The 26876-nt window shown below is 61.2% G+C and carries 24 protein-coding genes; 18 read left to right on the top strand and 6 right to left on the bottom strand.

The features are described 5' to 3' along the window. Position 1: 1 nt before the first annotated feature. The gene (locus tag BLO50_RS02825; protein WP_090248535.1) at positions 2–343 is read right to left on the bottom strand and encodes a pilin assembly protein; all 342 of its coding nucleotides are present in this window, start codon (positions 341–343) and stop codon (positions 2–4) included. Positions 344–503: 160 nt separating this feature from the next. Between BLO50_RS02825 and ppc the strand changes: the two genes are divergently transcribed. The 7 genes from ppc (at position 504) to BLO50_RS02790 (ending at position 8032) form a co-directional block, all read left to right on the top strand. Next, positions 504–3140 (top strand): phosphoenolpyruvate carboxylase, encoded by a 2637-nt coding sequence (ppc, locus tag BLO50_RS02820; RefSeq protein ID WP_090248534.1) that lies wholly within the window; start codon positions 504–506, stop codon positions 3138–3140. 246 nt (positions 3141–3386) lie between these two features. After that, positions 3387–4034 carry an adenylate kinase gene (gene adk, locus BLO50_RS02815; RefSeq protein ID WP_090248532.1) on the top strand — a complete coding sequence of 216 codons (648 nt, stop codon included), beginning with the start codon at positions 3387–3389 and terminating at the stop codon, positions 4032–4034. 194 nt (positions 4035–4228) lie between these two features. Beyond that, a complete protein-coding gene (locus tag BLO50_RS02810; protein WP_090248530.1) occupies positions 4229–5014 on the top strand; it encodes a 5'-nucleotidase, lipoprotein e(P4) family in 786 nt (261 codons plus the stop codon). A gap of 161 nt (positions 5015–5175) precedes the next feature. Next, positions 5176–5856: a tRNA (adenosine(37)-N6)-threonylcarbamoyltransferase complex dimerization subunit type 1 TsaB gene (gene tsaB, locus BLO50_RS02805; protein WP_090251170.1), complete on the top strand. Its 681-nt coding sequence runs from the start codon at positions 5176–5178 to the stop codon at positions 5854–5856. Positions 5857–5989: 133 nt separating this feature from the next. Beyond that, on the top strand, positions 5990–6331 hold the full coding sequence (locus BLO50_RS02800) for a hypothetical protein (RefSeq protein WP_090248529.1): 342 nt from the start codon (positions 5990–5992) through the stop codon (positions 6329–6331). A gap of 134 nt (positions 6332–6465) precedes the next feature. Then, positions 6466–7326, top strand: a complete 861-nt coding sequence (locus BLO50_RS02795; RefSeq protein WP_090251167.1) for a DUF72 domain-containing protein — start codon at positions 6466–6468, stop codon at positions 7324–7326. 13 nt (positions 7327–7339) lie between these two features. Further along, positions 7340–8032 (top strand): extensin-like domain-containing protein, encoded by a 693-nt coding sequence (locus BLO50_RS02790; protein ID WP_090248528.1) that lies wholly within the window; start codon positions 7340–7342, stop codon positions 8030–8032. An 8-nt stretch (positions 8033–8040) separates the two neighbouring features. Here the strand turns inward: BLO50_RS02790 and BLO50_RS02785 are convergent, their stop codons facing one another. After that, entirely contained in the window at positions 8041–8805 is a 765-nt protein-coding gene (locus tag BLO50_RS02785) for a hypothetical protein (RefSeq protein WP_244152831.1), read from the bottom strand. Positions 8806–8911: 106 nt separating this feature from the next. Between BLO50_RS02785 and BLO50_RS02780 the strand changes: the two genes are divergently transcribed. Further along, positions 8912–9700, top strand: coding sequence for a class I SAM-dependent methyltransferase (locus BLO50_RS02780; protein WP_090248527.1), 789 nt, complete (start codon positions 8912–8914; stop codon positions 9698–9700). An 18-nt stretch (positions 9701–9718) separates the two neighbouring features. Here BLO50_RS02780 and BLO50_RS02775 read toward each other — a convergent pair whose 3' ends face one another. Further along, positions 9719–10357, bottom strand: a complete 639-nt coding sequence (locus BLO50_RS02775; RefSeq protein ID WP_090248525.1) for a TetR/AcrR family transcriptional regulator — start codon at positions 10355–10357, stop codon at positions 9719–9721. Positions 10358–10448: 91 nt separating this feature from the next. On the opposite strand from BLO50_RS02775, the gene BLO50_RS02770 reads away from it, so the two are divergent. The 3 genes from BLO50_RS02770 (at position 10449) to BLO50_RS02760 (ending at position 16458) form a co-directional block, all read left to right on the top strand. After that, entirely contained in the window at positions 10449–11570 is a 1122-nt protein-coding gene (locus tag BLO50_RS02770; protein ID WP_090248524.1) for an efflux RND transporter periplasmic adaptor subunit, read from the top strand. Positions 11571–11575: 5 nt separating this feature from the next. Then, positions 11576–14656, top strand: a complete 3081-nt coding sequence (locus BLO50_RS02765) for an efflux RND transporter permease subunit (RefSeq protein WP_090248522.1) — start codon at positions 11576–11578, stop codon at positions 14654–14656. 362 nt (positions 14657–15018) lie between these two features. Further along, positions 15019–16458, top strand: coding sequence for a high affinity choline transporter 1 (locus tag BLO50_RS02760; protein ID WP_090248521.1), 1440 nt, complete (start codon positions 15019–15021; stop codon positions 16456–16458). A gap of 332 nt (positions 16459–16790) precedes the next feature. Here BLO50_RS02760 and BLO50_RS02755 read toward each other — a convergent pair whose 3' ends face one another. From BLO50_RS02755 to plsB, 3 genes are all read right to left on the bottom strand, one after another. Further along, positions 16791–17468: a DUF4197 domain-containing protein gene (locus BLO50_RS02755; RefSeq protein WP_090248519.1), complete on the bottom strand. Its 678-nt coding sequence runs from the start codon at positions 17466–17468 to the stop codon at positions 16791–16793. A gap of 138 nt (positions 17469–17606) precedes the next feature. Continuing rightward, positions 17607–17822: a hypothetical protein gene (locus BLO50_RS02750; RefSeq protein WP_090248517.1), complete on the bottom strand. Its 216-nt coding sequence runs from the start codon at positions 17820–17822 to the stop codon at positions 17607–17609. 20 nt (positions 17823–17842) lie between these two features. Further along, the gene (plsB, locus tag BLO50_RS02745) at positions 17843–20326 is read right to left on the bottom strand and encodes a glycerol-3-phosphate 1-O-acyltransferase PlsB (RefSeq protein ID WP_090248516.1); all 2484 of its coding nucleotides are present in this window, start codon (positions 20324–20326) and stop codon (positions 17843–17845) included. Between the two features lie 211 nt (positions 20327–20537). On the opposite strand from plsB, the gene BLO50_RS02740 reads away from it, so the two are divergent. From BLO50_RS02740 to BLO50_RS02710, 7 genes are all read left to right on the top strand, one after another. Next, positions 20538–20837, top strand: coding sequence for an HvfA family oxazolone/thioamide-modified RiPP metallophore (locus tag BLO50_RS02740; RefSeq protein ID WP_090248514.1), 300 nt, complete (start codon positions 20538–20540; stop codon positions 20835–20837). Between the two features lie 23 nt (positions 20838–20860). Beyond that, on the top strand, positions 20861–21703 hold the full coding sequence (locus BLO50_RS02735) for an HvfB family MNIO-type RiPP peptide maturase (protein ID WP_090248512.1): 843 nt from the start codon (positions 20861–20863) through the stop codon (positions 21701–21703). Then, a complete protein-coding gene (locus BLO50_RS02730) occupies positions 21700–22407 on the top strand; it encodes an HvfC family RiPP maturation protein (protein WP_090248510.1) in 708 nt (235 codons plus the stop codon). Before BLO50_RS02735 ends, BLO50_RS02730 begins: the two co-directional genes overlap by 4 nt. Positions 22408–22452: 45 nt before the next feature. Continuing rightward, on the top strand, positions 22453–23052 hold the full coding sequence (locus BLO50_RS02725; protein ID WP_090248509.1) for an HvfX family Cu-binding RiPP maturation protein: 600 nt from the start codon (positions 22453–22455) through the stop codon (positions 23050–23052). 227 nt (positions 23053–23279) lie between these two features. Next, entirely contained in the window at positions 23280–24611 is a 1332-nt protein-coding gene (locus BLO50_RS02720) for an OprO/OprP family phosphate-selective porin (RefSeq protein WP_090248507.1), read from the top strand. Between the two features lie 85 nt (positions 24612–24696). Next, positions 24697–25614, top strand: coding sequence for a ParB/Srx family N-terminal domain-containing protein (locus BLO50_RS02715; RefSeq protein ID WP_090248506.1), 918 nt, complete (start codon positions 24697–24699; stop codon positions 25612–25614). 82 nt (positions 25615–25696) lie between these two features. Beyond that, on the top strand, positions 25697–26821 hold the full coding sequence (locus BLO50_RS02710) for a GNAT family N-acetyltransferase (protein WP_090248504.1): 1125 nt from the start codon (positions 25697–25699) through the stop codon (positions 26819–26821). The last annotated feature ends 55 nt before the right edge of the window (positions 26822–26876 follow it).

Genomic DNA, 26876 nt, shown 5'->3' with positions numbered 1-26876 from the left:
CTCAGTCCGTCTGCTTTTGCTGTTCGCTGAGGCGCTGCAAATGTCGGCGTGACAGGGCGAGGAAGCGCGGTGTGAGGCCGATGTCTTCATACAGCGGGTCGCCCTGTTCATCGCTGGCCACCACTTTGCTGCCCTGAACATAGGGCAGGCTGGCCTCCAGCTCATCAAGCGCGGCACCGAGCAATTCCCCGAGCAGCTCTTCAATGTGGTGCTTGGGGTACATCTCCTGCAGGGCCGCCAGGCGCGCTTCGGCTTCCAGGTCGAGTCGTATCTGATAAGGCGTTGCGCTCAGCCGCCCTTGGGCATTCTCCTGCCAGTGCTGAACAAGCTCGCGAATCTTCATGATGACCTCGTGTCTGTTCTGTGCCCGCCCTGTGAGTCTGGGCTGGGCTTGCTTAACTCAGACTAGTGCCTGCCCCGATAAGTGCGGCCGCAGCGTCGCGCACTTGTAAGAAGTTGGCGCGCTGGGCACTCTGGAGGCAGGATCAGCGGAGGCAACACTCATGGCAGAAATCGACGCGCGTCTGCGCGAGGACGTCCACCAGCTCGGCGAACTACTGGGTAACACCATCAGCGTGCAGCATGGCGCTGCCTTTCTCGACAAGATTGAGCGCATTCGCAAGGGCGCTAAGGCCTCGCGCCGCGGTTCGCAGGAGGGTGCAGAGCAACTCAGTGCAACCCTCAATCAACTGGATGATGACGAGCTGCTGCCGGTGGCGCGGGCGTTCAACCAATTTCTCAACCTGGCCAATATCGCCGAGCAGTACCACCGTGTACGCCGCCGCGCGCCGGGTGAAGCGCAGCCGTTTGAAGACAATATGCTTGCCGATCTACTGCAGCGGTTATCCAGCAACGGCCACAAAGGCGATGCGCTGGCCCGTCAGTTCGGCCGCCTGGATATCGAGCTGGTGCTGACCGCACACCCCACCGAAGTGGCGCGGCGCACCCTGATTCAGAAATACGATGCAATGGCCGAACAGTTGGCGGCCGGCGACCATAGTGACCTTTCGGCGGCCGAGCGTGAGCAGGTCAAACAGCGCCTGCAACGGCTGATTGCCGAAGCCTGGCACACCGAGGAAATCCGCCGCAGCCGGCCCAGCCCGGTGGATGAAGCCAAATGGGGCTTTGCGGTGATCGAGCATTCGCTCTGGCATGCCATCCCCAATGTGCTGCGCAAGGCCGATCAGGTGCTGCATAGCGCCACCGGGTTGCACCTGCCGCTTGACGCCGCACCGATTCGCTTCGCCTCGTGGATGGGCGGCGACCGTGACGGCAACCCGAATGTCACCGCAAGCATTACCCGCGAAGTGCTGCTGCTGGCGCGCTGGATGGCGGCGGATCTGTACTTGCGCGATGTCGATAACCTGGCCGCCGATCTGTCCATGCAGAAGGCAAGCCCGGCGCTGCTGGCGCGGGTAGGCGAGAGCGCCGAGCCCTATCGCAGCCTGCTCAAGCAGCTGCGTGAGCGTCTGCGCGCCACCCGCAGCTGGGCTCAGGCCGCGCTGCATGAACACGTGCCGACGTCTGCAGCCGTGCTGCAGGACAATCGCGAGCTGCTGGAGCCGTTGACCCTGTGTTACCAGTCGCTGCATGAATGCGGCATGGGCGTGATCGCTGATGGCCCGTTGCTCGATTGCCTGCGCCGCGCGGCGACCTTCGGGCTGTTTCTGGTGCGTCTGGATGTGCGTCAGGACTCCAGCCGCCACGCCGCCGCCATGAGCGAAATCACCGATTATCTCGGCCTGGGCCGTTACGCCGAGTGGGATGAAGAGGCGCGCCTGGCGTTTCTACTGAAAGAGCTGGAAAACCGCCGGCCGCTGCTGCCGGGGCATTTCAAACCCAGCGGCGAAACCGCGGAGGTGCTGGCCACCTGCCGTGAAGTGGCCAGTGCGCCTGCCGCATCCCTGGGTTCCTACGTGATCTCCATGGCCGGTGCGGCTTCCGATGTGCTGGCAGTGCAACTGCTACTCAAGGAAGCCGGGTTGCAACGGCCGATGCGCGTGGTGCCGCTGTTTGAAACCCTCGCCGATCTGGACAACGCCGGTCCGGTGATCAGCCGGCTGCTGGCGCTGCATGGCTACCGCGCGCGCTTGCACGGGCCGCAGGAAGTGATGATCGGTTACTCCGACTCCGCCAAGGACGCTGGCACCACTGCGGCGGCCTGGGCGCAGTACCGTGCCCAGGAAACCCTGGTGCAGGTGTGCCGTGAACAGGATGTCGAGCTGCTGCTGTTTCACGGCCGCGGCGGTACGGTGGGGCGTGGCGGTGGCCCGGCACATGCGGCGATTCTGTCGCAGCCGCCCGGTTCGGTGACGGGGCGTTTCCGCACCACCGAGCAGGGTGAAATGATTCGTTTCAAATTCGGCCTGCCAGATATCGCCGAACAAAACCTCAATCTCTACCTGGCGGCAGTGTTGGAAGCCACCTTGTTACCGCCGCCCAGCCCGGAACCGGCCTGGCGCGAGCTGATGGACAAACTGGCCAGCGATGGCGTCAGCGCCTACCGCGCGGTGGTGCGCGAACACCCGTTATTCGTCGACTATTTCCGCCAGGCTACGCCGGAGCAGGAGTTGGGCCGCTTGCCTCTGGGCAGCCGCCCGGCCAAGCGTCGCGAGGGTGGCGTCGAGAGCCTGCGCGCGATTCCGTGGATTTTCGCCTGGACGCAAACGCGCCTGATGCTGCCGGCCTGGCTGGGCTGGGAAGCGGCGCTGGACAATGCCTTGCAGCGCGGCGAAGGCGAGCTGCTCGGGCAGATGCGCGAGCACTGGCCGTTCTTTCGCACCCGTATCGACATGCTGGAGATGGTGCTGGCCAAGGCTGACGAGTCCATCGCCCAGTTGTATGACGAGCGGTTGGTCGAGCCAGCCCTGCGTCCGCTGGGTGAGCATCTACGCGGCCTATTGTCGCAGGCGGTGGTCGCAGTGCTGGGTTTGACCGGGCAGTCGCAGCTCTTGGCGCACAGCCCGGAAACCCTGGAGTCGATCAGTGTGCGCAACACCTACCTGGACCCGCTACACCTGCTCCAGGCCGAGCTACTAGCACGCTCCCGGCTGCGCGACAATCAGGCCGACAGCCCTCTGGAACAGGCCTTGCTGGTCAGTGTGGCGGGAATTGCGGCGGGGTTACGTAACACCGGCTAGGCGTATTGCAGAGGGCGGAGGGGGCTTTCGCTGGTGCATATGTAGTGCGCTGGCGAAAGCACTACCTTTCAGAGGTGGTCGCAGGTGTATCCGACTTTCGGTGGCTTGTGCGCTATGGGTGCGCTGTGTATCTTGAGCGGCCTTTCGGCACTCTGGCCCAGTTTGGCAGCGCTGCTTGAACAATTCTGAGATTGGCCCCACGAGGCGAGTCCGACGATTTTTACTTAAATCTTGAGGAGCACATCGATGCGCGTGATTTTGCTGGGGGCGCCCGGTGCCGGTAAAGGTACCCAAGCTGGTTTCATCACCAAGAAGTTTGGTATTCCGCAAATCTCCACCGGTGACATGCTGCGTGCTGCGGTCAAGGCTGGCACTGAATTGGGCCTGGTTGCCAAAAGCGTGATGGACAGCGGTGGTCTGGTCTCCGATGACCTGATCATCAATCTGGTCAAAGAGCGCATCGCCCAAGCCGATTGCGCCAATGGTTTCCTCTTTGATGGTTTCCCGCGCACCATTCCTCAGGCTGAAGCCCTGAAGGAAGCCGGCGTGGTCATCGACAACGTGGTCGAAATTGCCGTTGATGACGAAGAAATCGTCGGCCGTATCGCGGGTCGTCGCGTGCACCCTGCATCGGGCCGCGTCTACCACACCGAGCACAATCCGCCGAAAGTCGCCGGTATTGACGATGAAACCGGTGAAGCGCTGATCCAGCGTGATGACGACAAAGAAGAAACCGTACGTCATCGCCTGTCGGTCTACCACTCGCAGACCAAACCACTGGTGGACTTCTATCAGAAGCTCGCTGCCGCTGACGGCACGCCGAAGTACAGCGCCATCGCAGGCGTTGGCTCGGTCGACGAGATCACTGCCAAGGTGCTTGCTGCGCTCAGCTAAGCCTTGCTGCAGTCAGCCAACGGCCCGCTTTTGCGGGCCGTTGTCGTTTCTGCGGTTGGCGCGCTGGACTCGCTGAGCGTCGTTCATGGAACAGTAACCTTGCTCGCCTAAGTTAGCATCGGCTTGGTCTATACCAAGATGGACTGGTTGTAGGCATTAAGCCTTTACTCATACGAAGGAAGAGAGCGCATTCAATGACCGAGAAAACAGCAAAGAGTGCCATCTGGTTGGGCCTTGCGTTAGCGCTGGTGGGGAGTCCTGTGACCTTCGCCGAGACTCCGGCGAAGGCCAAGACCGATTGCAGCGTTGCCGAGTTCACCATGGGGCTGCGCTTCCAGCAGCAATCGGCGGAAGTTCAGGCCCTGCAGCTGCAGGCGTACAACATCGCGACGCTGAAGCTGGATGCGGCAGTGGCCGCAGCGAAAGATCCGTCCAAGCTGGCCATCGTTACCGACCTGGATGAAACCGTTATTGATAACAGCGCCCTGCTTGCGCGTGATCTGGCCAACTGTCACACCTATGACGCCTGGGACACCTGGTTGCCTTGGGAGCGTGACGGTACCCCTGCGCTGATTCCAGGTGCGAAGCAATTTCTTGAGCACGCCGACAAGCTCGGGGTGACCATTCGCTACATCTCCGATCGCGCCGATGAGCAGAAGAAGTACACCCTGGCCACGCTGAGCAAGCTCGGGCTGCCGCAAATCTCTGAAGAAAGCGTGCTGTTGCTGGGGCCGCCTAAGGTGGAGCGTCGCGCCATTGTCAGTGCAGATCATCAGATCGTGTTGCTGCTGGGTGACACCCTGCATGACTTCGATGCGCGTTTCCGCAAGACGCCGCTCGCCGATCAACGCGCTACCGTGGCCTCCGAAGCAGGCAAATGGGGCACCGAATGGATCGTCTTCCCCAACGCGAGTTACGGCACCTGGTCCAAAGCGCCGTTGCAAGGTTGGGATGCCAAGACCGTTATTCAGCCTTGGTAAGCACGCTTTAGTCAGTCAGCAGCGGGCCTGTTGTGGCTCGCTGCAGGCTTGTGGTGCTGTGAGTTCGCTCGCGTGACAGGCGCGGGCGGCAGTGATTGCGCTGGAAAAAAATGCCTCAAGCCTGTCTAATGCCCGTCCATTTCGTCACCTGTCCGACTGCAATGACCACTCTCCTGGCCCTGGATACTGCCACCGAAGCCTGCTCCGTTGCCCTGCTGCATAACGGTCAGGTACTCAGCCACTACGAAGTGATTCCGCGCCTGCACGCCCAGCGTCTGCTGCCCATGATCAAGCAGCTGCTAGCCGATGCCGAGGTGCCATTGTCGGCGCTCGACGCAATTGCCTTTGGCCGCGGTCCTGGCGCTTTTACCGGTGTGCGGATTGCCATTGGCGTGGTGCAGGGGTTGGCGTTTGCCCTGGAGCGTCCGGTGCTGCCTGTTTCCAATCTGGCCGGGCTGGCGCAGCGCAGCTTGCGTGAGCATGGCGCGCAGCAGGTGGCTGCAGCCATTGATGCACGTATGGATGAAGTCTATTGGGGCTGCTACCGCGCTGAGCAGGGCGAAATGCGCCTGGCCGGCGTCGAGGCTGTATTGCCTCCGGAACGTGCCAGCCTGCCGGGTTATGCTAGCGGCGACTGGTTTGCTGCCGGTACTGGTTGGGGCACCTTTGCAGCGCGTATTCCAGTTGCGGTCAGCGGGCAGGATGCCGCCATGCTGCCGCATGCTGAAGACCTGCTCAGCCTGGCGCGCTTTGCCTGGGCGCGTGGTGAGTCGCTGGACGCTGACCTGGCGCAGCCGGTTTACCTACGGGATCAAGTGGCCACGCCCAAAGCCTCGGTTTAAACCGCTGGGTACCAGCCACCTTCTGTCGCGCATATTGCCGCGTTGCACCGCGCTTGATTGCCAAGCCGGTCTACGGGGGCTAAATTGCCAACACTTGTATCCATCGTTGGCTAAGCAAGCCGAGCAGTAACTGATGCGTATCGACGGTTTTACCTCCTCTTATTCGCCAGACCGCAGTGCCCGCTCGGGCTCTGCGGTTACGCCATTTCGCGAAGCACAGCGCGAGATTGAGGAGCGTCGCGAGCAGCCTGCATCACCCGCCAGCACCCAGGGCTTTGAACCAGTAGCCCAAACGCGCAAGGTTGAAGCCAGTAATGCCAGCAGCGACAGCCTGCCTTCGCGCCTGCAAGACCAGCTGTATCAACCGCCATTGAACAACCGCGCCGCCCAGGCGTTGGCCAGCTACAGCTCAACCGCCAGTTTCGCCAGCGAGGCGGATGCCCAGCAGGTTATGGGCCTCGACCTCTACGCCTAGCCCCCCTGCGAAACTACTGCGCTCGGCCATGCCGCGTTGATATCAGCCTCGTCGTACTCATCTACAACTCGTACACTGCTTCCCTCAGCTGATTTCGTCTTTGCTCGCTACCTTTCTCAACGGTCTTCGAATTGATCTTGCCTTACTACCTCGGTTGCCCGTCATGGAGCGAGCCAGCCTGGCGCGGTTCTTTATATCCAGAAGGCAGTCGCAGCGCCGACTTTCTGCCGTTGTATGCCCAGGTGTTCAATGCCGTTGAGGGCAATACCACCTTCTACGCAAAGCCTTCCGTCGATACCGTGGCCCGTTGGGCCGAGCGTATGCCGGCGCATCTGCGCTTTTGCGCCAAGCTACCGCGCGACATCAGTCATAACGGCGACCTGCGTGACCAGCTGAGCGCCAGCGACGATTTTCGCCGCCTATTGGCGCCGTTGGGTAAGCGGGTCGCGCCGTTCTGGCTGCAACTGCCAGCAAGCTTCGGCCCGCAGCGCCTGGCGGAGCTGAGCGCTTTTATCGAGCCTTGGCAGGCCGAGGCGCTGGCCGTCGAGGTGCGTCATCCGGCGTTCTTTGCCAAGGGCGAGGAAGAACGCAGCCTTAATCGTCTACTGCATGGCCGTGGTATTGAGCGCATCTGTCTGGATTCGCGGGCGTTGTTCAGCTGTGTATCCAGCGCGCCAGCCGTATTGCATGCGCAGGCCAAGAAACCGCGTCTGCCGCTGCGGCCCACTGCCTTTAGCCAGGCCCCGCAGCTGCGCTTTATTGGTCATCCCGAGTTACTGGCCAATGACCCTTTTATGGCGCCTTGGTTGGACAAGGTGGCGGGCTGGATCGAAGAAGGGCGCACGCCCTACGTCTTCCTACATACCTCGGATAATCGCCTGGCTCCGCAGCTAGCACAGCGTTTCCACCAGCAATTGATGCAGCGTTTGCCAGGGTTGACAGCCTTACCTCAGGTGCAGGTCGAGGACGAGGTCGAGCAGTTGGGCCTGCTCTGATAGGCTGCGCTCCATGACTTTATTCCGTGCTTTTCTGCTTCTCTGTGTAGTGCTCGCCGGCCTGTTGCTGGCGATTTGGCGTGGCTGGCTGGATGTGCCGCCGCGCTGGAATCCCTGGGCAGTGCTGGATATTCGCGAGACGCCGAACCTGCTGACCAGCTTCAAACTCTGGCGGCTGCAGGATGATCCCGCGCTGTGCCAGCAGGCCTTGAACACCTCATCACTGCGCTTTACCCCGCAAGCCGACAGCAGCCCAGAGGTGGCGTGCCCGCTGAACAATACCCTGCGCGTACACAGCTCCGGAGTTGCTTTCAGCAGCAGCTTTATCGCCAGTTGCCCGCTGGCGGCGGCCTTTGCCCTGTTCGAGCAGCATGACTTGCAGCCAACAGCCCAGTCCGTGTTTGGTCAGCGCGTGGCGCGGGTTGAGCATGTGGGCAGCTTTGCCTGCCGTACCATTGCTGGCAGTCAGCGGCGTAGCCAGCATGCCTCGGCCAATGCGCTGGATATCGTCGGGTTTCGCCTGGCTGATGGGCGGCGCATCAGCGTGCTGCAGGATTGGCCCAAAGAGGGCAAGAACGCCGAGTTTCTACGCCAGGTGCAGCAGGGGGCTTGTCGGCGCTTTAACACCACGCTGGGGCCGGAATACAACGCGGCCCATCGTGACCACTTTCATGTGGATATGGGGTTATGGCGCATGTGCCGTTAAGTAGCGGCTTAACGCTGCGCCAACAATAGGTCGGCAGCCTGGCCGCTGCGGCCGTCGGCGAATTCGAAGCGGCCGAGTTGGGCGATTTCGTCGTAGGCGCCCAGGGCAATCTTCACGTCACGCGCTTGCAGGTCGATGGCGCTGACGCCGGCCTGGCTTAGCGACTGGCTCGACTGCCGTCCTTGGGCATCGAAGCGCAGCAGGCTCAGGCGTTCGAAGATCGCATCCTGGCTGTCGATACGGCCATCGCCGTTGTCATCGTATTTGCGCAGTTCGGCAAAGCCGTTGGCTGCGCCATTCTGGTCGCCAAACAGCTCGCGACCATCATCAATGCGGCCGTTAGCGTTGCGGTCATAAGCGAGCAGGGCATCGTCGCCGGTGGGCACGCTGATCTGGTCGAGCTTCCCGTCGGCATCCAGATCGAAGCGTACCGAGCGGGCCAGGCCGCTGGTGCTGAAGCCGTTACCGGCCAGATCGAGCACCAGTGGATCGGTTTTCTTCGGTTCGGCGTTGATGTTGACGTTCAGCTCCAGCTCGCGCTGGGCTGCCATTTCCTGAAAATCACTGGCCTGGGCGGTGACGGCGGGTGGCTCGCTGGGTGTTTCCGGCGGGCTGGCAGGTGCTTGGGTCTCCACCTCATCGGGCATCAGGGTGCGGCGCAGAATCTGATAATCCAGGGATGCGCGTTTGCCTTCATCCAGCGTCTCGCTGATGGAGCTGGTGTTGGCGGCCGACGGCGCGACGCTGCGTGGGGCGGAAATTACATCGAACATGGCGAACTCGGTGCGGCTGGAAACTGCCGGGTCTGGCAAAATGCCGCTCGAGCAGGTTATCGGCTGCTTTTGCAGTCAATTGAGTGATTTTTGAGCACATTTTCTGATGAGTGATGAGCGGCTAATAGCCAGAATTCGTATGCAAGCCCTGGCTCCCCATCTGCAGGCGTCAGCTGAAACATGGGCCGCGCGCCTGGGTTTACCGCTGGAGGGCGACAGCGAGTTTGCCCTGCAACTGGGTGAGGGCGGCTTGCAGCTGGTGGAGCTGGGCCCGCAAGCGCCGGGGCCGGTGAGAGTGGATTTTGTCGAAGGCGCGGTGGCGCATCGCCGGCTGTTCGGCGGCGGCAGCGGGCAGATGATCGCCAAGGCGGTTGGGGTGCAGGCAGGGGTGCGTCCGACTGTGCTGGATGCCACGGCCGGTTTGGGGCGCGATGCCTTTGTTCTGGCCAGTCTGGGTTGCCGCATGACCTTGATCGAGCGCCAGCCGCTGATTGCCGCGCTGCTTGAGGATGGTCTCGCGCGTGCGGCGCTGGATCGCGATGTGGCGCCGATTGCTGCGCAGATGCAGCTGCTCAACGGTAATGCCATCGAGCTAATGCGCGCCTGGCAGGGCGAGCCGCCGCAGGTGATCTACCTCGACCCGATGTTTCCACACCGCGACAAGAGCGCGCTGGTGAAGAAGGAGATGCGCCTGTTCCGGCCCTTTGTTGGCGATGACCTGGATGCGCCCGCATTGCTTGAAGCGGCGCTGAATCTGGCCAGCCATCGGGTGGTAGTCAAGCGCCCGCGCAAGGCCCCGCTGATTGAAGGCGCCAAGCCGGGCTATGCCCTGGAAGGTAAATCCAGCCGCTACGACATCTACCCGAAGAAGAAGCTGCAAGCCGCCAGCGAGTAACGCTGGCGACGCTTTGCGCTACTTGGCGCGGAAGGCGCGCAGAAAGACGTCTACCGCATCGCGCACATGGGCTTCGGCCTCGTTGCCTTGCAGGGCCTCGCCACAGCCGATCAGCAGACGGAAGTTGGCGCCGCCCTTGATCAGGCAGAAGAACTGATCGGCAGCGCTCAGCGGGTCGGGTACGCGCAGCTTGCCGCTCTGGTCGGCGCTGCGTAGCAGCTCTTCCATGCCGTACAGCACACGCTGTGGGCCGGCTTCATAGAACATCCGCGACAGCGTCGAGTCCTGCGCCGCCAGGCTCACCATCACCCTGTGCAGCTCCACGGACTCACGGCTGTTGATCAGCAGGTTAAAGCCGCGACCAATGTTCAGCAGCGTCTGCGCAATAGGTACCTGGTCATCCAGTTCGAAGAGCAGCTCGGGTAGTTGCTCTTCGCATTTGGACTTCACGGCTTCAGCGAACAGCTTCTCCTTGTCAGTGAAGTGGCTGTACACCGTGAGCTTGGAAACCCCGGCTTCCGCGGCAATTGCGTCCATGCTGCTACCGTCATAACCATTGCTAAGAAACAGGGTCTTCGCCGCTTCCAGAATGGCTTTGCGCTTGGCCAGATCTTTGGGTCGGCCGGGGCCGCTGGGTGGCAACACTTTGTTTGGCATTGGTCGTTTTTAATACTGGACTAGTGAGTTTGCTATTTTTACTATACCCGCCAGTATAAATATTCAAAAGCCTCCACAAAGGTTAGTCATCATGTTTCGTCATGCACTGTCTGTTGCGTTGCCTGTCAGTCTTATCCTGTTGCTCGGCGCTTGCGGTAATGGCGAGCCCGCCAAGGTTGCCGTGCGTCCGGCCATGGTGGTGCAGCCGCAACTGGCTGGCGACCTGATGGATGCCTACCCCGGTGAGGTGCGTGCGCGCCTGGAGCCGGAGCTGGCGTTCCGTATCGGTGGCAAGGTGGCCAAGCGCCTGGTTGATGTAGGCGCGCGGGTGAAGAAGGACCAGCCGCTGGCCGAACTGGACCCGCAGGACGTGCGTCTGCAGCTGGAGGCTATCCGCGCCCAAGTGGCAGCGGCCGAGGCCAACTTGCAGCTGGTACGTGCCGAGCGTGACCGCTACAAAACCCTGCTGGCGCGCAACCTGGTCAGCCGCTCGCAGTATGACAATGCCGAAAACACCTACCGCTCCGGTGAGGCGCGTCTGAAACAAGTGCGTGCTGAATTCAACGTGGCTAACAACCAGGCTGGTTACGCGGTACTGCGCGCGTCCCAGGACGGTGTGGTGGCGCGGCGGATGGTTGAAGTCGGCCAGGTGGTGGCTGCAGGGCAAACCGTGTTCACCCTGGCCGCGGATGGCGAGCGGGAAGTGTTGATCAACCTTCCGGAGCAAGCCTTCGAGCGCTTTAAGGTCGGTCAGGATGTGGCGGTTGAACTGTGGTCGCAGCCGGATCAGCGCTTCCCGGGGCGCATCCGTGAGATGTCGCCATCGGCCGATCCGCAATCGCGCACCTTCGCTGCCCGCGTGGCCTTCGTGGAAGGCAAGGTGCCGGCCGAACTGGGCCAGAGCGCCCGCGTATTTATCGCCCACAACGGCGACGTACCGCTGGCCGTGCCGCTGTCGGCCGTGACGGCCGAGAAGGGCCAGCCCTATGTCTGGGTGGTCGACCCCAAGGATTCCACCCTCAAACGCACCGACGTGCGCATTGGCGCCTACGGTGAGAAAACCGTGCCGATACTCGAAGGCCTGCAAGCCACTGATTGGGTGGTAGCGGCCGGTGGTCAGGTATTGCGTGAAGGCCAGCAGGTGCGTCCGGTGGACCGCGACAACCGTGCGGTGCAGTTGACGGCCAAGGCCGACCTGACGGTTGAGGAGTAAGCCCGATGGATTTCAACCTCTCCGCCTGGGCGCTGCGTAACCGCCAGATCGTCCTGTACCTCATGCTGCTGCTGGCTGTAGTCGGCGCTATTTCCTACACCAAGCTGGGCCAGAGCGAAGACCCGCCCTTTACCTTCAAGGCCATGGTGGTGCGCACCAACTGGCCAGGGGCGAGCGCCGAAGAGGTGGCCCGGCAGGTCACTGAGCGCATCGAAAAGAAGCTGATGGAGACCGGCGACTACGACAAGATCGTCTCGTTCTCGCGTCCGGGTGAATCCCAGGTGACCTTTATCGCCCGCGATTCGATGCATTCCGCCGACATTCCTGACCTGTTCTATCAGGTGCGTAAAAAGGTCAGCGATATTCGCCACACCTTGCCCCAGGGTATTCAGGGGCCGTTCTATAACGATGAATTCGGCACCACCTTCGGCAATATCTACGCACTGACCGGTGAAGGCTTCGACTACGCCGTGCTCAAGGATTACGCCGATCGCGTCCAGCTGCAGCTGCAGCGGGTCAAGGACGTCGGCAAGGTCGATCTGCTCGGTTTGCAGGACGAGAAGGTGTGGATCGAACTGTCCAACACCAAGTTGGCGACCCTGGGCCTGCCACTGGCGGCCGTGCAGCAGGCGTTGGAAGAACAGAACGCGGTGGCTGCCGCCGGCTTCTTCGAAACTGCCTCGGATCGCGTGCAACTGCGCGTCACCGGGCGTTTTGAAACGGTTGATGAAATCCGTAACTTCCCGATTCGCGTGGCCGACCGTACGTTCCGCATCTCTGATGTAGCCGAGGTTAAGCGCGGCTTCAATGATCCCCCCGCGCCGCGCATGCGCTACATGGGTGAAGACGCCATCGGCCTGGCCGTGTCCATGAAGGCCGGCGGCGATATTCTGGTGTTGGGCGAGGCCCTGGAAGGTGAGTTCGCTCGCCTGCAGGAAACCCTGCCTGCTGGCATGCAACTGAACAAGGTGTCGGATCAGCCGGCAGCGGTGAAAACGGGCGTCGGTGAGTTCGTTCGCGTGCTCACCGAAGCGGTGATCATCGTGCTGCTGGTGAGCTTCTTCTCCCTCGGCCTACGCACGGGGCTGGTGGTGGCGCTGTCGATTCCGCTGGTGTTGGCGATGACCTTCGCCGCCATGTACTACCTGGGCATTGGCCTGCACAAGATTTCCCTCGGCGCGCTGGTGCTGGCGCTGGGCCTGATGGTGGATGACGCGATCATTGCCGTGGAGATGATGGCGATCAAGATGGAGCAGGGATACGACCGCATTAAAGCGGCCAGTTATGCCTGGACCAGCACTGCTTTCCCCATGCTCACCGGCACCCTGATTACCGCCGCCGGCTTCCTGCCGATTGCCACGGCGCAGTCGGGCACTGGCGAATACACCCGCTCGATCTTCCAGGTGGTGGCGATTGCCCTGCTGGTGTCGTGGATCGCTGCTGTGGTGTTTGTACCGTACCTCGGCGCCAAACTGTTGCCTGATCTGGCCAAGCTGCATGCGGCCAAGCATGGCGGCAGCGCCGACGGCCACGACCCCTATGGCACGCCGTTCTACCGGCGCGTGCGCACGGCGGTGGAGTGGTGCGTACGTCGGCGTAAAACCGTGATCGTGCTGACTATCGCGCTGTTTGTCGGCTCCATCCTGCTGTTCCGCTTTGTCCCTCAGCAGTTCTTCCCGGCCTCCGGCCGTCTGGAACTGATGGTCGACCTCAAACTCAGTGAAGGCGCGTCCCTGGCCGCCACCGAGGAGCAGGCCAAGCGTCTGGAGAAATTGCTCAGTGGGCATGAAGGCATCGACAACTTCGTCGCCTACGTCGGTACCGGTTCGCCGCGCTTCTACCTGCCGTTGGACCAGCAGCTGCCGGCTGCCAGCTTTGCCCAGTTTGTGGTGCTGGCGAAAAGCATCGAAGACCGCGAGAAGATCCGCACCTGGCTGATTGAGGTGCTGAACGACGAGTTCCCGACCCTGCGCACGCGTATCTCGCGTCTGGAGAACGGCCCGCCTGTGGGCTATCCGGTGCAGTTCCGCGTCTCTGGTGAGCATATCGACGAGGTGCGTCAGTTGGCCCGTCAGGTGGCCGATAAGGTGCGCGAGAACAGCCATGTGAGCAACGTGCACCTGGACTGGGAAGAGCCGAGCAAGGTGGTGCGCCTGAACATCGATCAGGAGCGTGCCCGCGCCTTGGGTGTGAGCACCGCCGATCTGTCGCGCTTCCTGCAAAGTTCGCTGACCGGCTCGCCTGTTAGCCAGTACCGCGAAGGTAACGAGCTGATCGAAATCCTCCTGCGCGGCACGGTGAGTGAGCGTCAGGAACTCGGCCTGCTGCCAAGCCTGGCGGTGCCCACCGATAATGGTCGCAGCGTGCCGCTTTCGCAGATCGCCACCCTGGAGTACGGCTTCGAGGAAGGCATCATCTGGCACCGCAACCGTCTGCCGACCGTCACCGTGCGTGCCGATGTGTATGGCAAGGAGCAGCCGGCCAGCCTGATCAAGCAGATCCTGCCAACCCTTGAGCCGGTGCGTGCACAGCTGCCTGACGGCTACCAGCTGGACGTCGGCGGCACCGTTGAGGACTCCAGCCGTGGGCAGAAGTCGGTCAACGCGGGTATTCCACTGTTTATCGTGGTGGTACTGACCCTGCTGATGCTGCAGCTGAAAAGCTTCTCGCGCTCGGCCATGGTGTTCCTCACGGCGCCGCTGGGGCTGATTGGCGTGACGCTGTTCCTGCTGATCTTCCGACAGCCGTTCGGCTTCGTTGCCATGCTTGGCACCATCGCCTTGTCGGGGATGATCATGCGTAACTCGGTGATTTTGGTCGACCAGATCGAGCAGGACATCGAAGCCGGTATGGACCGCTGGCACGCGATTATCGAAGCCACCGTGCGGCGTTTCCGGCCTATCGTGCTGACCGCTCTGGCGGCGGTACTGGCAATGATCCCGCTGTCGCGCAGCGTGTTCTTCGGGCCGATGGCAGTGGCCATCATGGGCGGCCTGATCGTCGCCACCGCGTTGACTCTGCTGTTCCTGCCGGCGCTGTATGCGGCATGGTTCCGGGTCAAGGAAGTGGAAGCGAAACCAGCCTGATTCAGCGGCAGACGATGTGAAAAGCCAGGCCCAGTGCCTGGCTTTTTTATGCCGGTCAGAAAAGTCGTCTGTCGGTCTACTGTCAAAAATATGCAACTGTCAGTGGTGTGGTGCGGCTGACTTTTACTGCGATTACAGTCTGTTACAGAGGTGTTTAGAGCGTTTCTTCGAATTATCTGCTTACGTTTCGTCGTTTTTGTTTGACATATTTTACGTATTTGCCAGACTGCGCGACCTTGAACGGGCGCGTGCAGCAACCCGTCGAGAATGGTCATAACAAAAACCTGTAGCCCATCGATCCGTCCTGCGCAGCCTGCGCGGGCCATGCATGCGGTGGGCTGACGTCTGTGGAACGGGAAAGCATGCTGATCTGGTTCGTTGCGCTCTATTTGCTGGTGACTGTCGCCATCGGTTTCTACGCCTCCACCCGGGTGCACAACACCCGCGATTTCGCCTCCGGTGGTCGTAGCATGGGCTTCCCCATCGTCGCCGCCATGGTGTTCGCCACCTGGTTTGGCTCCGAGGCCGTGCTGGGCATCCCCGCCACCTTCCTCGAAGAAGGCTTTGCCGGCATCGTCGAAGACCCATTTGGCTCATTTGGTTGCCTGTTCTTGGTCGGCTTGATCATCGCTCGGCCGCTGTACCGGATGAACCTGCTGACCATCGGCGACTACTTCAAGAAACGCTTCGGCCCGCAGGTCGAGCTGATCATCAGCCTGGTCATCGTCATGTCCTACCTGGGTTGGATCGCCGCGCAGCTGATTGCGCTGGGCCTGGTGTTCAACGTCATCTCCGACGGCAGTATCAGCACGACCCAGGGTATGTTCCTCGGCACCTTTATCGTGCTGATGTACACCCTGTTCGGCGGCATGTGGTCGATTGCCCTGACCGACTTTTTCCAGATGATCATCATCGTGGTTGGCCTGATCTACCTGGTCTGGCTGTTCAGCGACATGGCCGGCGGCGCCGACCTGGTGATCAGCAAGGCGGCCAGCGATGGCAAATTCACCTTTATGCACGCCTTCGAACCCAAGGACATCGTCGCCTTTATCGGCGCCGCGGTAACCATGATGCTCGGCTCCATCCCGCAGCAGGACGTCTACCAGCGCGTGATGTCGGCCAAGAGCGAGAACATCGCTGCGCGTGCCTCGATGGCCGGCGCGGTGTTCTATCTGGGCTTCTGCATGCTGCCGATCTTCTTGGTGTACGCCGCCTCGATGATCGATCCGGCGCTGGTCGAGAAGTGGCTGACCGAAGACTCGCAGATGATTCTGCCGCTGCTGATCCTCGAAAAGACGCCGCTGTTCGCCCAGATCATGTTCTTCGGCGCGCTGCTCTCGGCCATCATGTCCACTGCCTCCGGCACCTTGCTGGCGCCGTCGGTAACCCTGACCGAGAACGTGCTCAAGCGCTTCCTGCCGGTGCTTAACGACAAGCAGTTCCTGCTGCTGATGCGCGTCACCATCGTGGTCTGCGCGGCGGCGACCCTGAGCTTTGCCCTGTATTCCGATGCGAGCATCTACGAGATGGTCGGCAACGCCTACAAGGTGACCCTGGTGGCGGCCGTGGTGCCGTTGTTTGCCGGGTTGTTCTGGAAGCGTGCGACCACCCAGGGCGCGCTGGTGGCCATCGCCTTTGGTCTGGTGTCGTGGATTTATCTGGAATACACCTGGAGCGAAGCTGCCTTCTGGCCGCCACAACTGGCGGGCCTGCTGTTCAGCATGGCCGGTATGCTGATTGGTACGCTGCTGCCGCAGTGGAGCCGTAACCACAACGGCACGCTGGTGGCGCAGGCGGAATAAGCCAGGCGCTTGGCCGACAAAACCCCGCTGATTGGCGGGGTTTTGTTTTCCGGCTCCCTGATGGGGCGTTTCTCGTCGTTTGTGAAATTGAGGACTGAAAAGCAGAGCTCGCGACGACGATGGTTGGTAGCGGAGGCATGTGAACATGCTGCGGAAAAACCTCGCGTTGTCCCACGCGACCTTATATTGGTGATCCCGGAGTACGGTGGATGACGCTTTTTCATCCACCGTTGCGGCTTTTAAATTGGCTACTCGCTCGCTCCTGCGTGTTTCCGCAGTGCTAAAAAAGCCAGACCCCAAGGTCTGGCTTTTTCACATCTATCCAACCTTTCTTACAACGCCCCAAACACCTTCTTAGCCAAGCTGGTCGCCGCACCGGCCGGGTTCTCACGGATGCTGGCTTCCTGCTCGGCGATCATCGTAAACAGACCGTCCAGCGCCTGCTCGGTTACATAGTTCTCGATATTCGCGCTTTTCGCGTCGATCACCCCGAAGCTCGCGGCTTGGCCGGCGAAGCTGTTGTATTGCTTGGCCAGGCCGACCTGGTCGGTGGCTTGCTTGACGATGGGCAGGAACTTGGCGCGGATCTGTTCGCGGCTGGTCTTGTTCAGGTACTGGGTAGCGGAATCTTGCGGGCCGCTGAGGATGCTCTTGGCGTCCTGCACGGTCATCTTCTTCACCGAGTCCACCAGCAGCGCCTGGGCTTGCGGTACGGCGGCTTCGGCGGCTTTGTTCATGCTTGCTTCGAGCTGATCAACTTGCGCGCCCATGCCCATCATCTTCATGGTTTTTGCGGCTTTGCCGAGGTTGCCCGGCAGTTCGATGCGTACGTCCGGGTTGTTGCTGAAACCGCCGGGTTTGCCCAGTTGCTGCACGGCCACTTTGGCGCCTTGGGTGAGGGCGTCCTTGAGGCCGCCGCTGGCGTCGCTTTGTGAAAGGTCGGCCAGCGACAGGGCGAAGGCACTGCTGGAGAGGGCGAGGCCGGCGGCCAGGGAGATAAGACGGAGCATGATGGGCATCCTTGTGCGGTTGGTAAGGCAGTAACTGGAGCTTAACGGAGTGGCGCGCGCAGGCAAATCTGCAGTTGCGTCGCCGCTCTGGCAGGGCGTCGCGCCAGAAGGTCGCTGGAGAGGGGAGAAGGGGCGAAGCTAGTTGGTTAAGCGCTGCAGCTCGCGACGCACCATTTGTGCGTAGGCGGCGGGCTTAAGGGCATACAGCTCGGCCGCCACCCAGCTGAGCCAACGGCCACCCAACTCGGCCTTGGCGGCCAGCAGGCGCAGGGCTTCAGCTTCGGCGCGAGCCTGGTTGTATTGGTGAAACTCCGCACGGGAGGGCCGTGCGGGTTGGTCGTTGGTTTCGCTCATAACGCTGCGGCCAGGCCGGTTTACACCGGCTCGGCGACATCCTCGTTGCGATCCATGGTCACCTGGCGAATCGACAGGCGCAGCTCTGCCGGCAGCACGCGCTTGGCGGCGCCTTCGGCCAGTTCGCTGAGCAGCGGGTGGTGGCTGAGTTTGCCGGCTTCATCCTGACGCAGCACGCCCTGGTCGAGCAGGCTCTGGATAAAGTGACGGAACAGGCTCTTGTCGAAGAACTCCGGGGCGTTGAGGCCATGCAGGATCGACAGGCGCTGGGCCATGACGGTGCAGAGGTCTTCCAGCTCTTCGGCGCTGATGGCGTTCTGGCCGGCATTCAGCAGCAGGGCGGTGGCCATATAGAAGCGCTGCAGGGTCTGCACGATGGCGCGGGCCAGCAGGGTGAGCAGGACGAACTCGCGCGAGCTAGGCGCCGGACGTACATACATATCGCCGTCGAGCTTGAGCAGGCCCTGTTCAACGAAGGCTGTCAGCCATTGATCGACCACACCGTCCAGCTCATCCAGGTTCCAGCGGATAAACAGTTCGGCTTGCAGGTATGGGTAGAGCGCGCGGGTGTAGCGCAGGATCTGCTCGCGGCTCATCCGTGAACTGCTCTGGAAGAAGCTCGCCAGCAGCGCCGGCAGGGCGAAGATGTGCAGTACGTTGTTGCGGTAGTAAGTCATCAGAACGGCGTTCTGCTCGTCCAGATAGAGGATCTTGCCGAGGGCATCCTTCTGTTCGGCGAGCAGGTTCATCTTCTGCACGTATTCGATCAGCGCCTGGCCGTTGCCGTCTGGCAGGGTGGTGTGCGGCGAGTAGGGCACGCTGCGCAGCAGGGCTAGATAGAGGTCGAGCACCCGCGACAGGGCGCGTTCATCCAGGGCCAGCTTGCTGGTGGAGAGCAGCGCCAGGGCCACCAGATTGACCGGGTTGATCGCCGCCGCCTCGTTGAGGTGCTGGGCCACGCGCTCGCCGAGGTTGTTGGTGGCTTCATTCAGCCAGGCCGGACGGTACTGCGTGCCGTAATCCTGCTCGCGCCAGTCGGGCTGCTCGCTGTCGAGGAATTCCGCCAGCTTGATCGGCTCGCCGAAGTTGACCCATACATGGCCGAAACGCTGCTTGAGCGCGCCGATGACCTTGAAAATATCGAAGATCGACTCTTTCTTCTTGCTCGCGCCGCGCAGCTCGCCCAGATAGGTGCGGCCTTCCAGCACGCGCTCGTAGCCGATATACACCGGCACGAACACCACCGGCAGGCGGTTGCTGCGCAGGAAGCTGCGCATGGTGATGGCCAGCATGCCGGTTTTCGGTTGCAGCATGCGCCCGGTGCGCGAGCGGCCGCCTTCGACGAAGTACTCGACCGGGAAGCCTTTGCTGAACAGGGTGTGCAGGTATTCGTTGAACACCGCGGTATAGAGCGGGTTGCCCTTGAAGGTGCGGCGCATAAAGAATGCGCCGCCACGCCGCAGCAGGCCGCCGATCACCGGCATATTCAGGTTGATGCCGGCAGCGATATGCGGCGGCGTCAGGCCATTGCGGAACAGCAGGTAGGACAGCAGCAGGTAGTCGATATGGCTGCGGTGGCAGGGCACATAGATCACCTCGTGGCCCTGGGCGACTTCCTGCACGCCCTCGATATGGTTGACCTTGATGCCGTCGTAGATCTTGTTCCAGAACCAGCTGAGCACCAGTTCGAGGAAGCGAATGGCGGTGTAGGTGTAGTCCGAGGCGATTTCGTTGCCATAGCGCAGGGCCTGGCTTTCAGCCTTCTCCAGGCTGATGTTCTCGCGTTCGGCTTCTTCGATGATCGCCTGACGCACCTGCGGGCCATGCACCAGGCCTTTAACCAGGTTGCGGCGGTGCGACACGTCCGGGCCGATCACGGCGGCTTTCTGGTTGCGGAAGTGCACGCGCAGGATGCGCTGGACCATGCGCAGGGTGCGCTCGTAGCCTTTGTCCTGCTCGACCAGCTCGCGCAGATGAATCGGCGTGGAGAACTGCACGCGGGTTTTGCGGCCGAGAATCAGGATGCTCACCAGCCGGCGCAGACGCCCGGTGACCGCCCAGCTGTCGGCGAACAGCAGCTTCCACGGGCTGGTTTCACGGTCCGGCGACTGGCCCCAGAACACGCTGACCGGAATGATCTGCGCATCGTCCACCGCATGCTGGCTGAGTGCGCTGACCAGGCGTTGCAGCGTCGGCGAGATGCCGCGTTTGTCCTGCCGGCCGAGCCAGTCGGGCTCAGGCGTCAGGTAGAAGAAGGCGGCAGGCTCCAGCAACTCACCCACGGCCACCGGCAGTACCGGGCGCGGCAGGCCGGCCTTGCGGCATTCCGTATCGACCACCGCCAAGTCACTCAGCGACGGCTGCTGCAGCACGTAGAACACCGGCTTGCTGCGGTCGAGCTTGAGGGTAAAGGCGGACTGGTTGATGGTTTCCGAGCGCACCCAGAGGTACAGCACGCGGCGCAAGGTGCCAAAAACGAGACGGCGGAGCGGAGATCGGGTCATACGGAGTCTGCAGGCTTGAAAACGAGCATTTGCTCGGGGGGCGTAGTGTGCCGGATCGCTTGGCTGGCGGCAAAAATCTTCTAGGGTTTAGCAGGCGTCAGCTGGGTTGCGAAATTTTTTCAGCGCAGCTGTAACAGCCGCCGGTCGGCCTCGTCTATTGGGCCGAGGCAGCCAATCGGCCGCCACTGTAAACCACCATTGGAGCGTTGCCATGAACCATCTGAACACTGTTGTTGCATCCCTGGGCGCGGTACTGCTGAGCAGCGCTGCATTGAACGTGCAGGCCGCGAGCAACCCGTTTGCCGCACAGGAACTGAGCAGCGGCTACAGCCTGGCTGCTGGCGAAAAATCCGCTGAAGGCAGCTGCGGCGAAGGCAAATGCGGCGGCGAAATGAAGAAAGCCGAAGGCGAAGGCAAGTGTGGCGAGGGTAAATGCGGTGGCGAAGCCAAGGCCGAAGGCGAAGGCAAGTGCGGTGAAGGCAAGTGTGGCGGCGAGCAGAAAGCCGAGTAACGGACTGAGTGCAGGGGCAGAGCATGCAGATGGATTTCGTTAACGGTGCCGGGCTGGGCCTGCGTCGCGGCCTGCTGGGCGCGCTGCAGAACTGCAGCACAGACGAGGTGGACTTCCTCGAACTGGCACCGGAGAACTGGATCGGCGTAGGTGGGCGCCTGGGCAAGCAGCTGCGTGCCCTGAGCGAGCGTCAGCCGCTGCTCTTTCATGGTCTGTCCCTTAACCTCGGTGGCTTTGCCCCGCTGGATCTCGAACTGCTCAAGGCCATCAAGGGCTTTCTCGACTTGCATGGCGTGCGCGGTTACAGCGAGCACCTGTCGGCCTGCGCCGACCATGGCCAGCTGTATGACTTGATGCCGCTGCCGTTTTCCGAGGAGTCTGTGCGGCGTATCGCCGAGCGCGTGCGCATCGTGCAGGACGTGCTGGAGCGGCCGCTGATCATCGAGAACGTCTCGGCCTATGCGCAGTTGCCGGGCGAGCTGGATGAACCGGCATTTGTCCGTGCGGTGCTGGAGCAGGCCGACTGCCAGCTGTTGCTCGACGTGAACAACGTCTTCGTCAACAGCATCAATTTCAACTTCGATGCGGCCGCTTATATCGCTGCCATGCCCAGTGCGCGCATCGCCTATCTGCATGTGGCCGGGCATTACGACCAGGCCAGTGATTTGAAGATCGACACCCACGGCGCGCCGGTGATCGACCCGGTGTGGGCGCTGCTGGAGCAGGCGTATGCCGCGCATGGTGTGCGCCCGACCTTGTTGGAGCGGGATTTCAACTTCCCACCGATTAGCGAGCTGTACGCCGAGGTGGCGCAGATTCGGCAGCTGCAAGCGGCTGCGGCTCCGGTGCGGAGTTACGGCACATGAGCGGCGTTGACGCACAACGCGCATTTGCCGCGCGGATTCGCCAACCGGCAGAGCAGCCATTGCTTGCGGGTGTTACCGCCGAGCGGATGGCGGTGTATGAAGCGTTGTTCTTCAACAATATCGAAGGCTTTATCAGCGGCGCCTTCCCGGTGCTGCACCGGCTTATCGAGGCTGATCGCTGGCAGCGTCTGGTACGCAGTTTTATTGCCGAGCATCAGGCGCGCACGCCTTATTTCTTGCAGATCAGCCAGGAGTTTCTCGCCTGGTTACAGCAGGGCTATATCGCCGAGGTGGGCGATCCGCCATTTATCCTCGAACTGGCGCATTACGAGTGGGTCGAGCTGGCGCTGGATGTCAGCGAGGCCGAGCTGCCTGCGCAGGGCTGGTCGCCACTGGCCTGGCCGCTGGCCTATCAGTGGCCGGTGCAGCGTATTGGTTGCGACTTCCAGCCGACAACGCCGCCGGACGAGCCGACCTGTCTGCTGGTCTGGCGCGATGGGCAGGACAAGGTGCGCTTTATGCAAATCAGCCCCTTTGCCTACCAGCTGGCGACACGGCTGCAGGCTGGTGAAGGCGCTGACGCAGCATTGTTGGCATTGGCCCAGCAGCATGGTCTGAGCGCCGACACACAGTACTTCAACAATGCCCATAACCTGCTGACGGAATGGTGTCGCCAGGAAATCTGGTATTCCCCCGTAACCTAATAACTTGACCCCGGCACCCTCGGTGTCGACCTGCGGAGATGTCCCATGCTGAGCTTTCTCAATCGTCTCCAGGATGCCCTGGACGCTACCCGTCGTCTGGATTTTATCGGTCCGTTATTGCTGCGCTTGTACCTGGTGCCGGTGTTCTGGATGGCCGGAATGCACAAACTGGCGGACATCGACGCCACCGCTGCCTGGTTCGGCAATCCGGATTGGGGCCTGGGCCTGCCATTCCCCGAGTTGCTAGCCTGGGCGGCGGCCCTGACCGAGGCGGGCGGGGCGCTGCTGCTGTTATTCGGCCTGGCGGTGCGCTGGGTCAGCATCCCGCTGATCGTCACCATGCTGGTGGCGATCTTTGCCGTGCACCTGCCTTTCGGTTGGCAGGCGATTGCCGATGCCAGCGCGCCGTTCGCCAATGAGCGGGTCATGGACTCGGTGGGCAAACTCGAGCGTGCCCGCGAGTTGCTCAAAGAGCACGGCAATTACGACTGGCTGACCAGCAGCGGCAAGCTGGTGGTGCTGAACAACGGCATCGAGTTTGCCGCCACCTACCTGGTGATGCTGGTGGCGCTGTTTTTCAGTGGGGCCGGGCGTTGGTTGAGCCTGGATTATTGGTTTAGCCGGGCATTGCGTCGGCAACCTTGAGCCGAACAGGGCCCGTAGCTGCAATGGTGCGGGCCTCTGGCAAAGCATTGAACTAGAGCGGTTTTTACTGCTTATAGGTAAAGGAAGTAAAAAGTTCCGCTGTCATCAAATATTTATATATCAGCAACTGCCGTGAAATATCCCGCCGCCAAGATTCCCTCCAGCACGAACGAGCCCCAGCGCTCGGGTGTTTTCAACACTTAAAAGTCCATTTAGAGGAATCTTCGATGATCCGTAAGCACAGCTTTCGTGGAGTAATGGCCGGCTTCGCAACCAGCGCTCTGGCCCTGGCCGTTTCCGCCCAGGCTTTCGCCGGTACCGTCACCACTGACGGCGCCGATCTCGTGATCAAGACCAAGGGTGGCCTGGAAGTCGCCACCACCGACAAAGAATTCAGCTTCAAACTGGGCGGCAAGCTGCAGTGGGATGCCACCAACTTTGATGGTCTGCGCGCCGCAGCAGAGGACAGCCCGTTCGATAGCACTTTCAACACCTATATCCGTCGTGCTGAGCTGTCTATCGAAGGTGTTGCGTACAAGAACTGGGGTTACGGTTTCACCCTGGAACACGATGGCTCGGATGATAACGCGACTGAGTTTACCGATGCCTACTTCAGCTACGACGGTCTTGATTTTGCCAGCGTGACCATTGGTCGTTTTGGCGTGGATTACGGCTTGGAAAACACTACCAGCTCTTCGTGGATCACTGGTATTGAGCGTCCGTTCATGTACGACTACCTCAATGGTGACGAAGACACCAACTTTGGCGTGGCGGTTAAACACAGCGGCGACAATTATGGTCTGCTGGCTCAGGCTGCTACCTACAAGACCGAATACAACGATGGCGATACAGATAACGATGAGTCGTTTGGTTATACGCTGCGTGCCAACTGGGCTCCTTACATGAACGGTACCGACGTTGTTCACCTCGGCGCCAACTTCCACAGCAACAACCCGGATGACGACCGTGCCCGCGTTCGCACCCGTATGGGCCTGCGCAGTGATGGTGATGACCGTCTGGCCTTCACCGATACTCGCGTGACCGACAAAGATATCGAGTGGTTGCTGGAAGCCGGTGCCCAGTTCGGCGGTCTGCGTGCACAAGCCGAATACTTCAGCCGTAGCATCAGTGGCAAGAGCACAACTGGCACTTCCCAGGACGTTGATGTTGACGGTTACTACGCTCAGGTTGGCTACATGTTTGGCGGTGTTCGTGGTTTCAAAGCTGCCGATGGCAAGTGGGATAAACCAACTGAAGCCGGTGCAATCGAAGTGTTTGCCCGCTATGAAAACAGCACTATCGACGGTGATGCTTCCGCCGTTAGCACCAACATCATCGCTGGCGTGGCTCCGGTTAGCGTCAATGACGAGTTTGAAACCAGTGCCATGGTTGTCGGCGTCAACTACTTCCCGACTAAAGCCATTCGCATGAGCTTGAACTACGTCGATTATGAAGTTGACAACGTCAACACCAATGCCAGCCTGACCAAGAACGGCAAAACCTACAAAGTAGAAGACGACGGCCAGGCCATCGTTGGTCGTTTGCAGTACGTGTTCTAAGTAACACCGCTCAACTGCTGCTCCTATCTTTAAGCCCCGCCTAGTGCGGGGCTTTTTTTCGCAATTTTTATGTGGGGAAGGACCGATGCGCGTTTTTGCTGTGTTGCTACTGATGGCGGGTATTAGTGCTGCGGCTGTGGCTGAGGATTACCGTGCGGCCAAAACGGGTGAGTTGTTGCAGGTGCGCCTCGAACAGTTGCACCCGACCCAGGCCGTGGTGGGTTATGACCAGATTTTTTACAAACTCGGGCGTTTTGCCAAAGAGCCGAACAAACTCTTCGATGAGTACTGCGAGGGCAATGGCCAGGGCGAAAGCAGTAAGGTGCCAAAGGGCGCCAATCTGCATCAGCCGGACAGCTTTAGTTGCCAGGGCGCAGTGGCTTCACGCAGCAGTGAGATGAAAACTGTGGTGGTCGGCCCAGAGGGTAAGTTGTACCTGACCGATGGTCACCATACGTTCACCACGTTGTGGGAGCAGCCCGAAGGCGGCGCCAAGCTGCAGATGTGGGTCAAGGTGACCGACAATTTCAGCGACAGCGCGGATCTGGCCAGCTTCTGGCAGCGCATGCAGGCCGCGCGCAAGGTCTGGCTCAAGGATGGCCAAGGTCAGGTGATTACCCCGGAGCAGATTCCAGCGCAGCTTGGTCTGGGCAGCCTGGCGGATGATCCCTTCCGCGCGCTGGTGTATTTCACCCGTGAAGTGGCCTACGACAAACCCCGTTCGGGCGAAGTGGCCCCGGAGTTTCTTGAGTTCTACTGGGGCAACTGGCTGCGCGGGCAGCTCAACCTGAGTGAGTACGACCTGCGCGACAAGGGTGACTACCGCGACGCGATTGCTGCCGCTGCCAAGCTGATGGTCGCCCTGAAGGCCGACAGCGCGGTCGGTGACAGCGGCTTCAAGGCGGCTGAGCTGGGCGGCTACTCATCCGTCGACCGCAAGGAAATGGGCAAGATGGCCAGCAAGAAGCTGCCGTATATGGTTGCCTACAAGGCCACGCGCTGACACGGTCATATCGCGCCAGGCAAGGTGTCTGGCGCTGGGCTTGGCGCTATAGTGGGGCCAAGCCCGAATCACCGAGTTGCCGATGTTGCCTACCTGCCTGAAGTCCATCCATGAAATTGCTGCCAGTCAGTGGGATGCTCTGCTGACTGATGCGCAGCCCTTTTTGCGCCACGCCTTTCTCTCGGCGCTGGAAGATAGCGGCAGCGTTGGTGGGCGCACTGGCTGGCAGCCGGCTCATGCAGTTCTACTCGGCGAACAAAGCCAACTGCTGGCCGCCATGCCGGGCTATGTGAAAAGTCATTCCTATGGCGAGTACGTGTTCGATCATGGCTGGGCGGATGCCTGCCACCGTGCGGGCATCGACTATTACCCCAAGCTGCTCGGAGCGATTCCTTTTTCGCCTGTGACGGGCCAGCGTGTATTGGGCGAGTCACAGGCGGCCGGGCAGTTGCTCGATGAGCTAAGCGCTGGCCTGGAGCAACAGGGGCTGTCGAGCCTGCATATCAACTTCACCACCGAGGCTGAGAATGCCCTGCTGCAGGGCCGTGATGGCTGGTTGCAGCGCCTGGGGTGTCAGTTTCATTGGCGCAACCGTGGCTACCGGGATTTTCAGGACTTTCTCGATGCGCTCAGTTCGCGTAAGCGCAAGCAGATGCGCAAAGAGCGCGAGCAAGTGGCGGGGCAGGGCATCGAGTTTGACTGGCGTGAGGGCCATCAGCTTAGTGAGCTGGAATGGGATTTCGTCTACTTGTGTTACGCCAATACCTACCGCGTGCGCGGCCAGTCACCGTACCTGACGCGCGCCTTTTTCAGCCTGCTGGCCGAGCGCATGTCGGAGATGATCCGCGTGGTACTCGCCCATCAGGCCGGTAGACCGGTGGCCATGGCCTTTAGCTTGGTCGGCGGCGACAGCCTGTACGGACGCTACTGGGGTTGTCTGGCGGAGTTTGATCGGCTGCATTTCGAAACCTGTTTCTACCAGGGTATGGACTTTGCCATCGCCAATGGTCTGCAACGCTTCGACGCCGGTGCCCAGGGCGAGCACAAGCTGATTCGCGGCTTTGAACCGGTCATCACCCACTCCTGGCACTACCTCTGCCACCCCGGCCTGCGCGCAGCCGTGGCGAATTTTCTCGCCGAAGAACAGCACGGCGTGCGCGGTTATGCTGAGGATGCACGCGGTTTGTTGCCGTATCGGCAGGGCTGAGGGTTTTCGCGGGCATGGCCTGCTCCTACAGGATGACCACTGCACTACTCGTAGG

The sequence above is a fragment of the Pseudomonas peli genome (assembly GCF_900099645.1).
GTDB lineage: Bacteria > Pseudomonadota > Gammaproteobacteria > Pseudomonadales > Pseudomonadaceae > Aquipseudomonas > Aquipseudomonas peli.
This window is presented reverse-complemented; position numbering and strand designations above follow the sequence as displayed.

Coding starts and splice junctions, on each gene's coding strand:
- BLO50_RS02825 (WP_090248535.1), bottom strand. CDS start 343: ATGAAGATTCGCGAGCTTGTTCAGCACTGGCAGGAGAATGCCCAAGGG.
- adk (WP_090248532.1), top strand. CDS start 3,387: ATGCGCGTGATTTTGCTGGGGGCGCCCGGTGCCGGTAAAGGTACCCAA.
- BLO50_RS02730 (WP_090248510.1), top strand. CDS start 21,700: ATGAGCGGCGTTGACGCACAACGCGCATTTGCCGCGCGGATTCGCCAA.
- BLO50_RS02785 (WP_244152831.1), bottom strand. CDS start 8,805: ATGTTCGATGTAATTTCCGCCCCACGCAGCGTCGCGCCGTCGGCCGCC.
- BLO50_RS02790 (WP_090248528.1), top strand. CDS start 7,340: ATGACTTTATTCCGTGCTTTTCTGCTTCTCTGTGTAGTGCTCGCCGGC.
- ppc (WP_090248534.1), top strand. CDS start 504: ATGGCAGAAATCGACGCGCGTCTGCGCGAGGACGTCCACCAGCTCGGC.
- BLO50_RS02780 (WP_090248527.1), top strand. CDS start 8,912: ATGAGTGATGAGCGGCTAATAGCCAGAATTCGTATGCAAGCCCTGGCT.
- plsB (WP_090248516.1), bottom strand. CDS start 20,326: ATGACCCGATCTCCGCTCCGCCGTCTCGTTTTTGGCACCTTGCGCCGC.
- BLO50_RS02765 (WP_090248522.1), top strand. CDS start 11,576: ATGGATTTCAACCTCTCCGCCTGGGCGCTGCGTAACCGCCAGATCGTC.
- BLO50_RS02735 (WP_090248512.1), top strand. CDS start 20,861: ATGCAGATGGATTTCGTTAACGGTGCCGGGCTGGGCCTGCGTCGCGGC.
- BLO50_RS02715 (WP_090248506.1), top strand. CDS start 24,697: ATGCGCGTTTTTGCTGTGTTGCTACTGATGGCGGGTATTAGTGCTGCG.
- BLO50_RS02725 (WP_090248509.1), top strand. CDS start 22,453: ATGCTGAGCTTTCTCAATCGTCTCCAGGATGCCCTGGACGCTACCCGT.
- BLO50_RS02750 (WP_090248517.1), bottom strand. CDS start 17,822: ATGAGCGAAACCAACGACCAACCCGCACGGCCCTCCCGTGCGGAGTTT.
- BLO50_RS02710 (WP_090248504.1), top strand. CDS start 25,697: ATGTTGCCTACCTGCCTGAAGTCCATCCATGAAATTGCTGCCAGTCAG.
- BLO50_RS02720 (WP_090248507.1), top strand. CDS start 23,280: ATGATCCGTAAGCACAGCTTTCGTGGAGTAATGGCCGGCTTCGCAACC.
- tsaB (WP_090251170.1), top strand. CDS start 5,176: ATGACCACTCTCCTGGCCCTGGATACTGCCACCGAAGCCTGCTCCGTT.
- BLO50_RS02755 (WP_090248519.1), bottom strand. CDS start 17,468: ATGCTCCGTCTTATCTCCCTGGCCGCCGGCCTCGCCCTCTCCAGCAGT.
- BLO50_RS02810 (WP_090248530.1), top strand. CDS start 4,229: ATGACCGAGAAAACAGCAAAGAGTGCCATCTGGTTGGGCCTTGCGTTA.
- BLO50_RS02760 (WP_090248521.1), top strand. CDS start 15,019: ATGCTGATCTGGTTCGTTGCGCTCTATTTGCTGGTGACTGTCGCCATC.
- BLO50_RS02770 (WP_090248524.1), top strand. CDS start 10,449: ATGTTTCGTCATGCACTGTCTGTTGCGTTGCCTGTCAGTCTTATCCTG.
- BLO50_RS02775 (WP_090248525.1), bottom strand. CDS start 10,357: ATGCCAAACAAAGTGTTGCCACCCAGCGGCCCCGGCCGACCCAAAGAT.
- BLO50_RS02740 (WP_090248514.1), top strand. CDS start 20,538: ATGAACCATCTGAACACTGTTGTTGCATCCCTGGGCGCGGTACTGCTG.
- BLO50_RS02800 (WP_090248529.1), top strand. CDS start 5,990: ATGCGTATCGACGGTTTTACCTCCTCTTATTCGCCAGACCGCAGTGCC.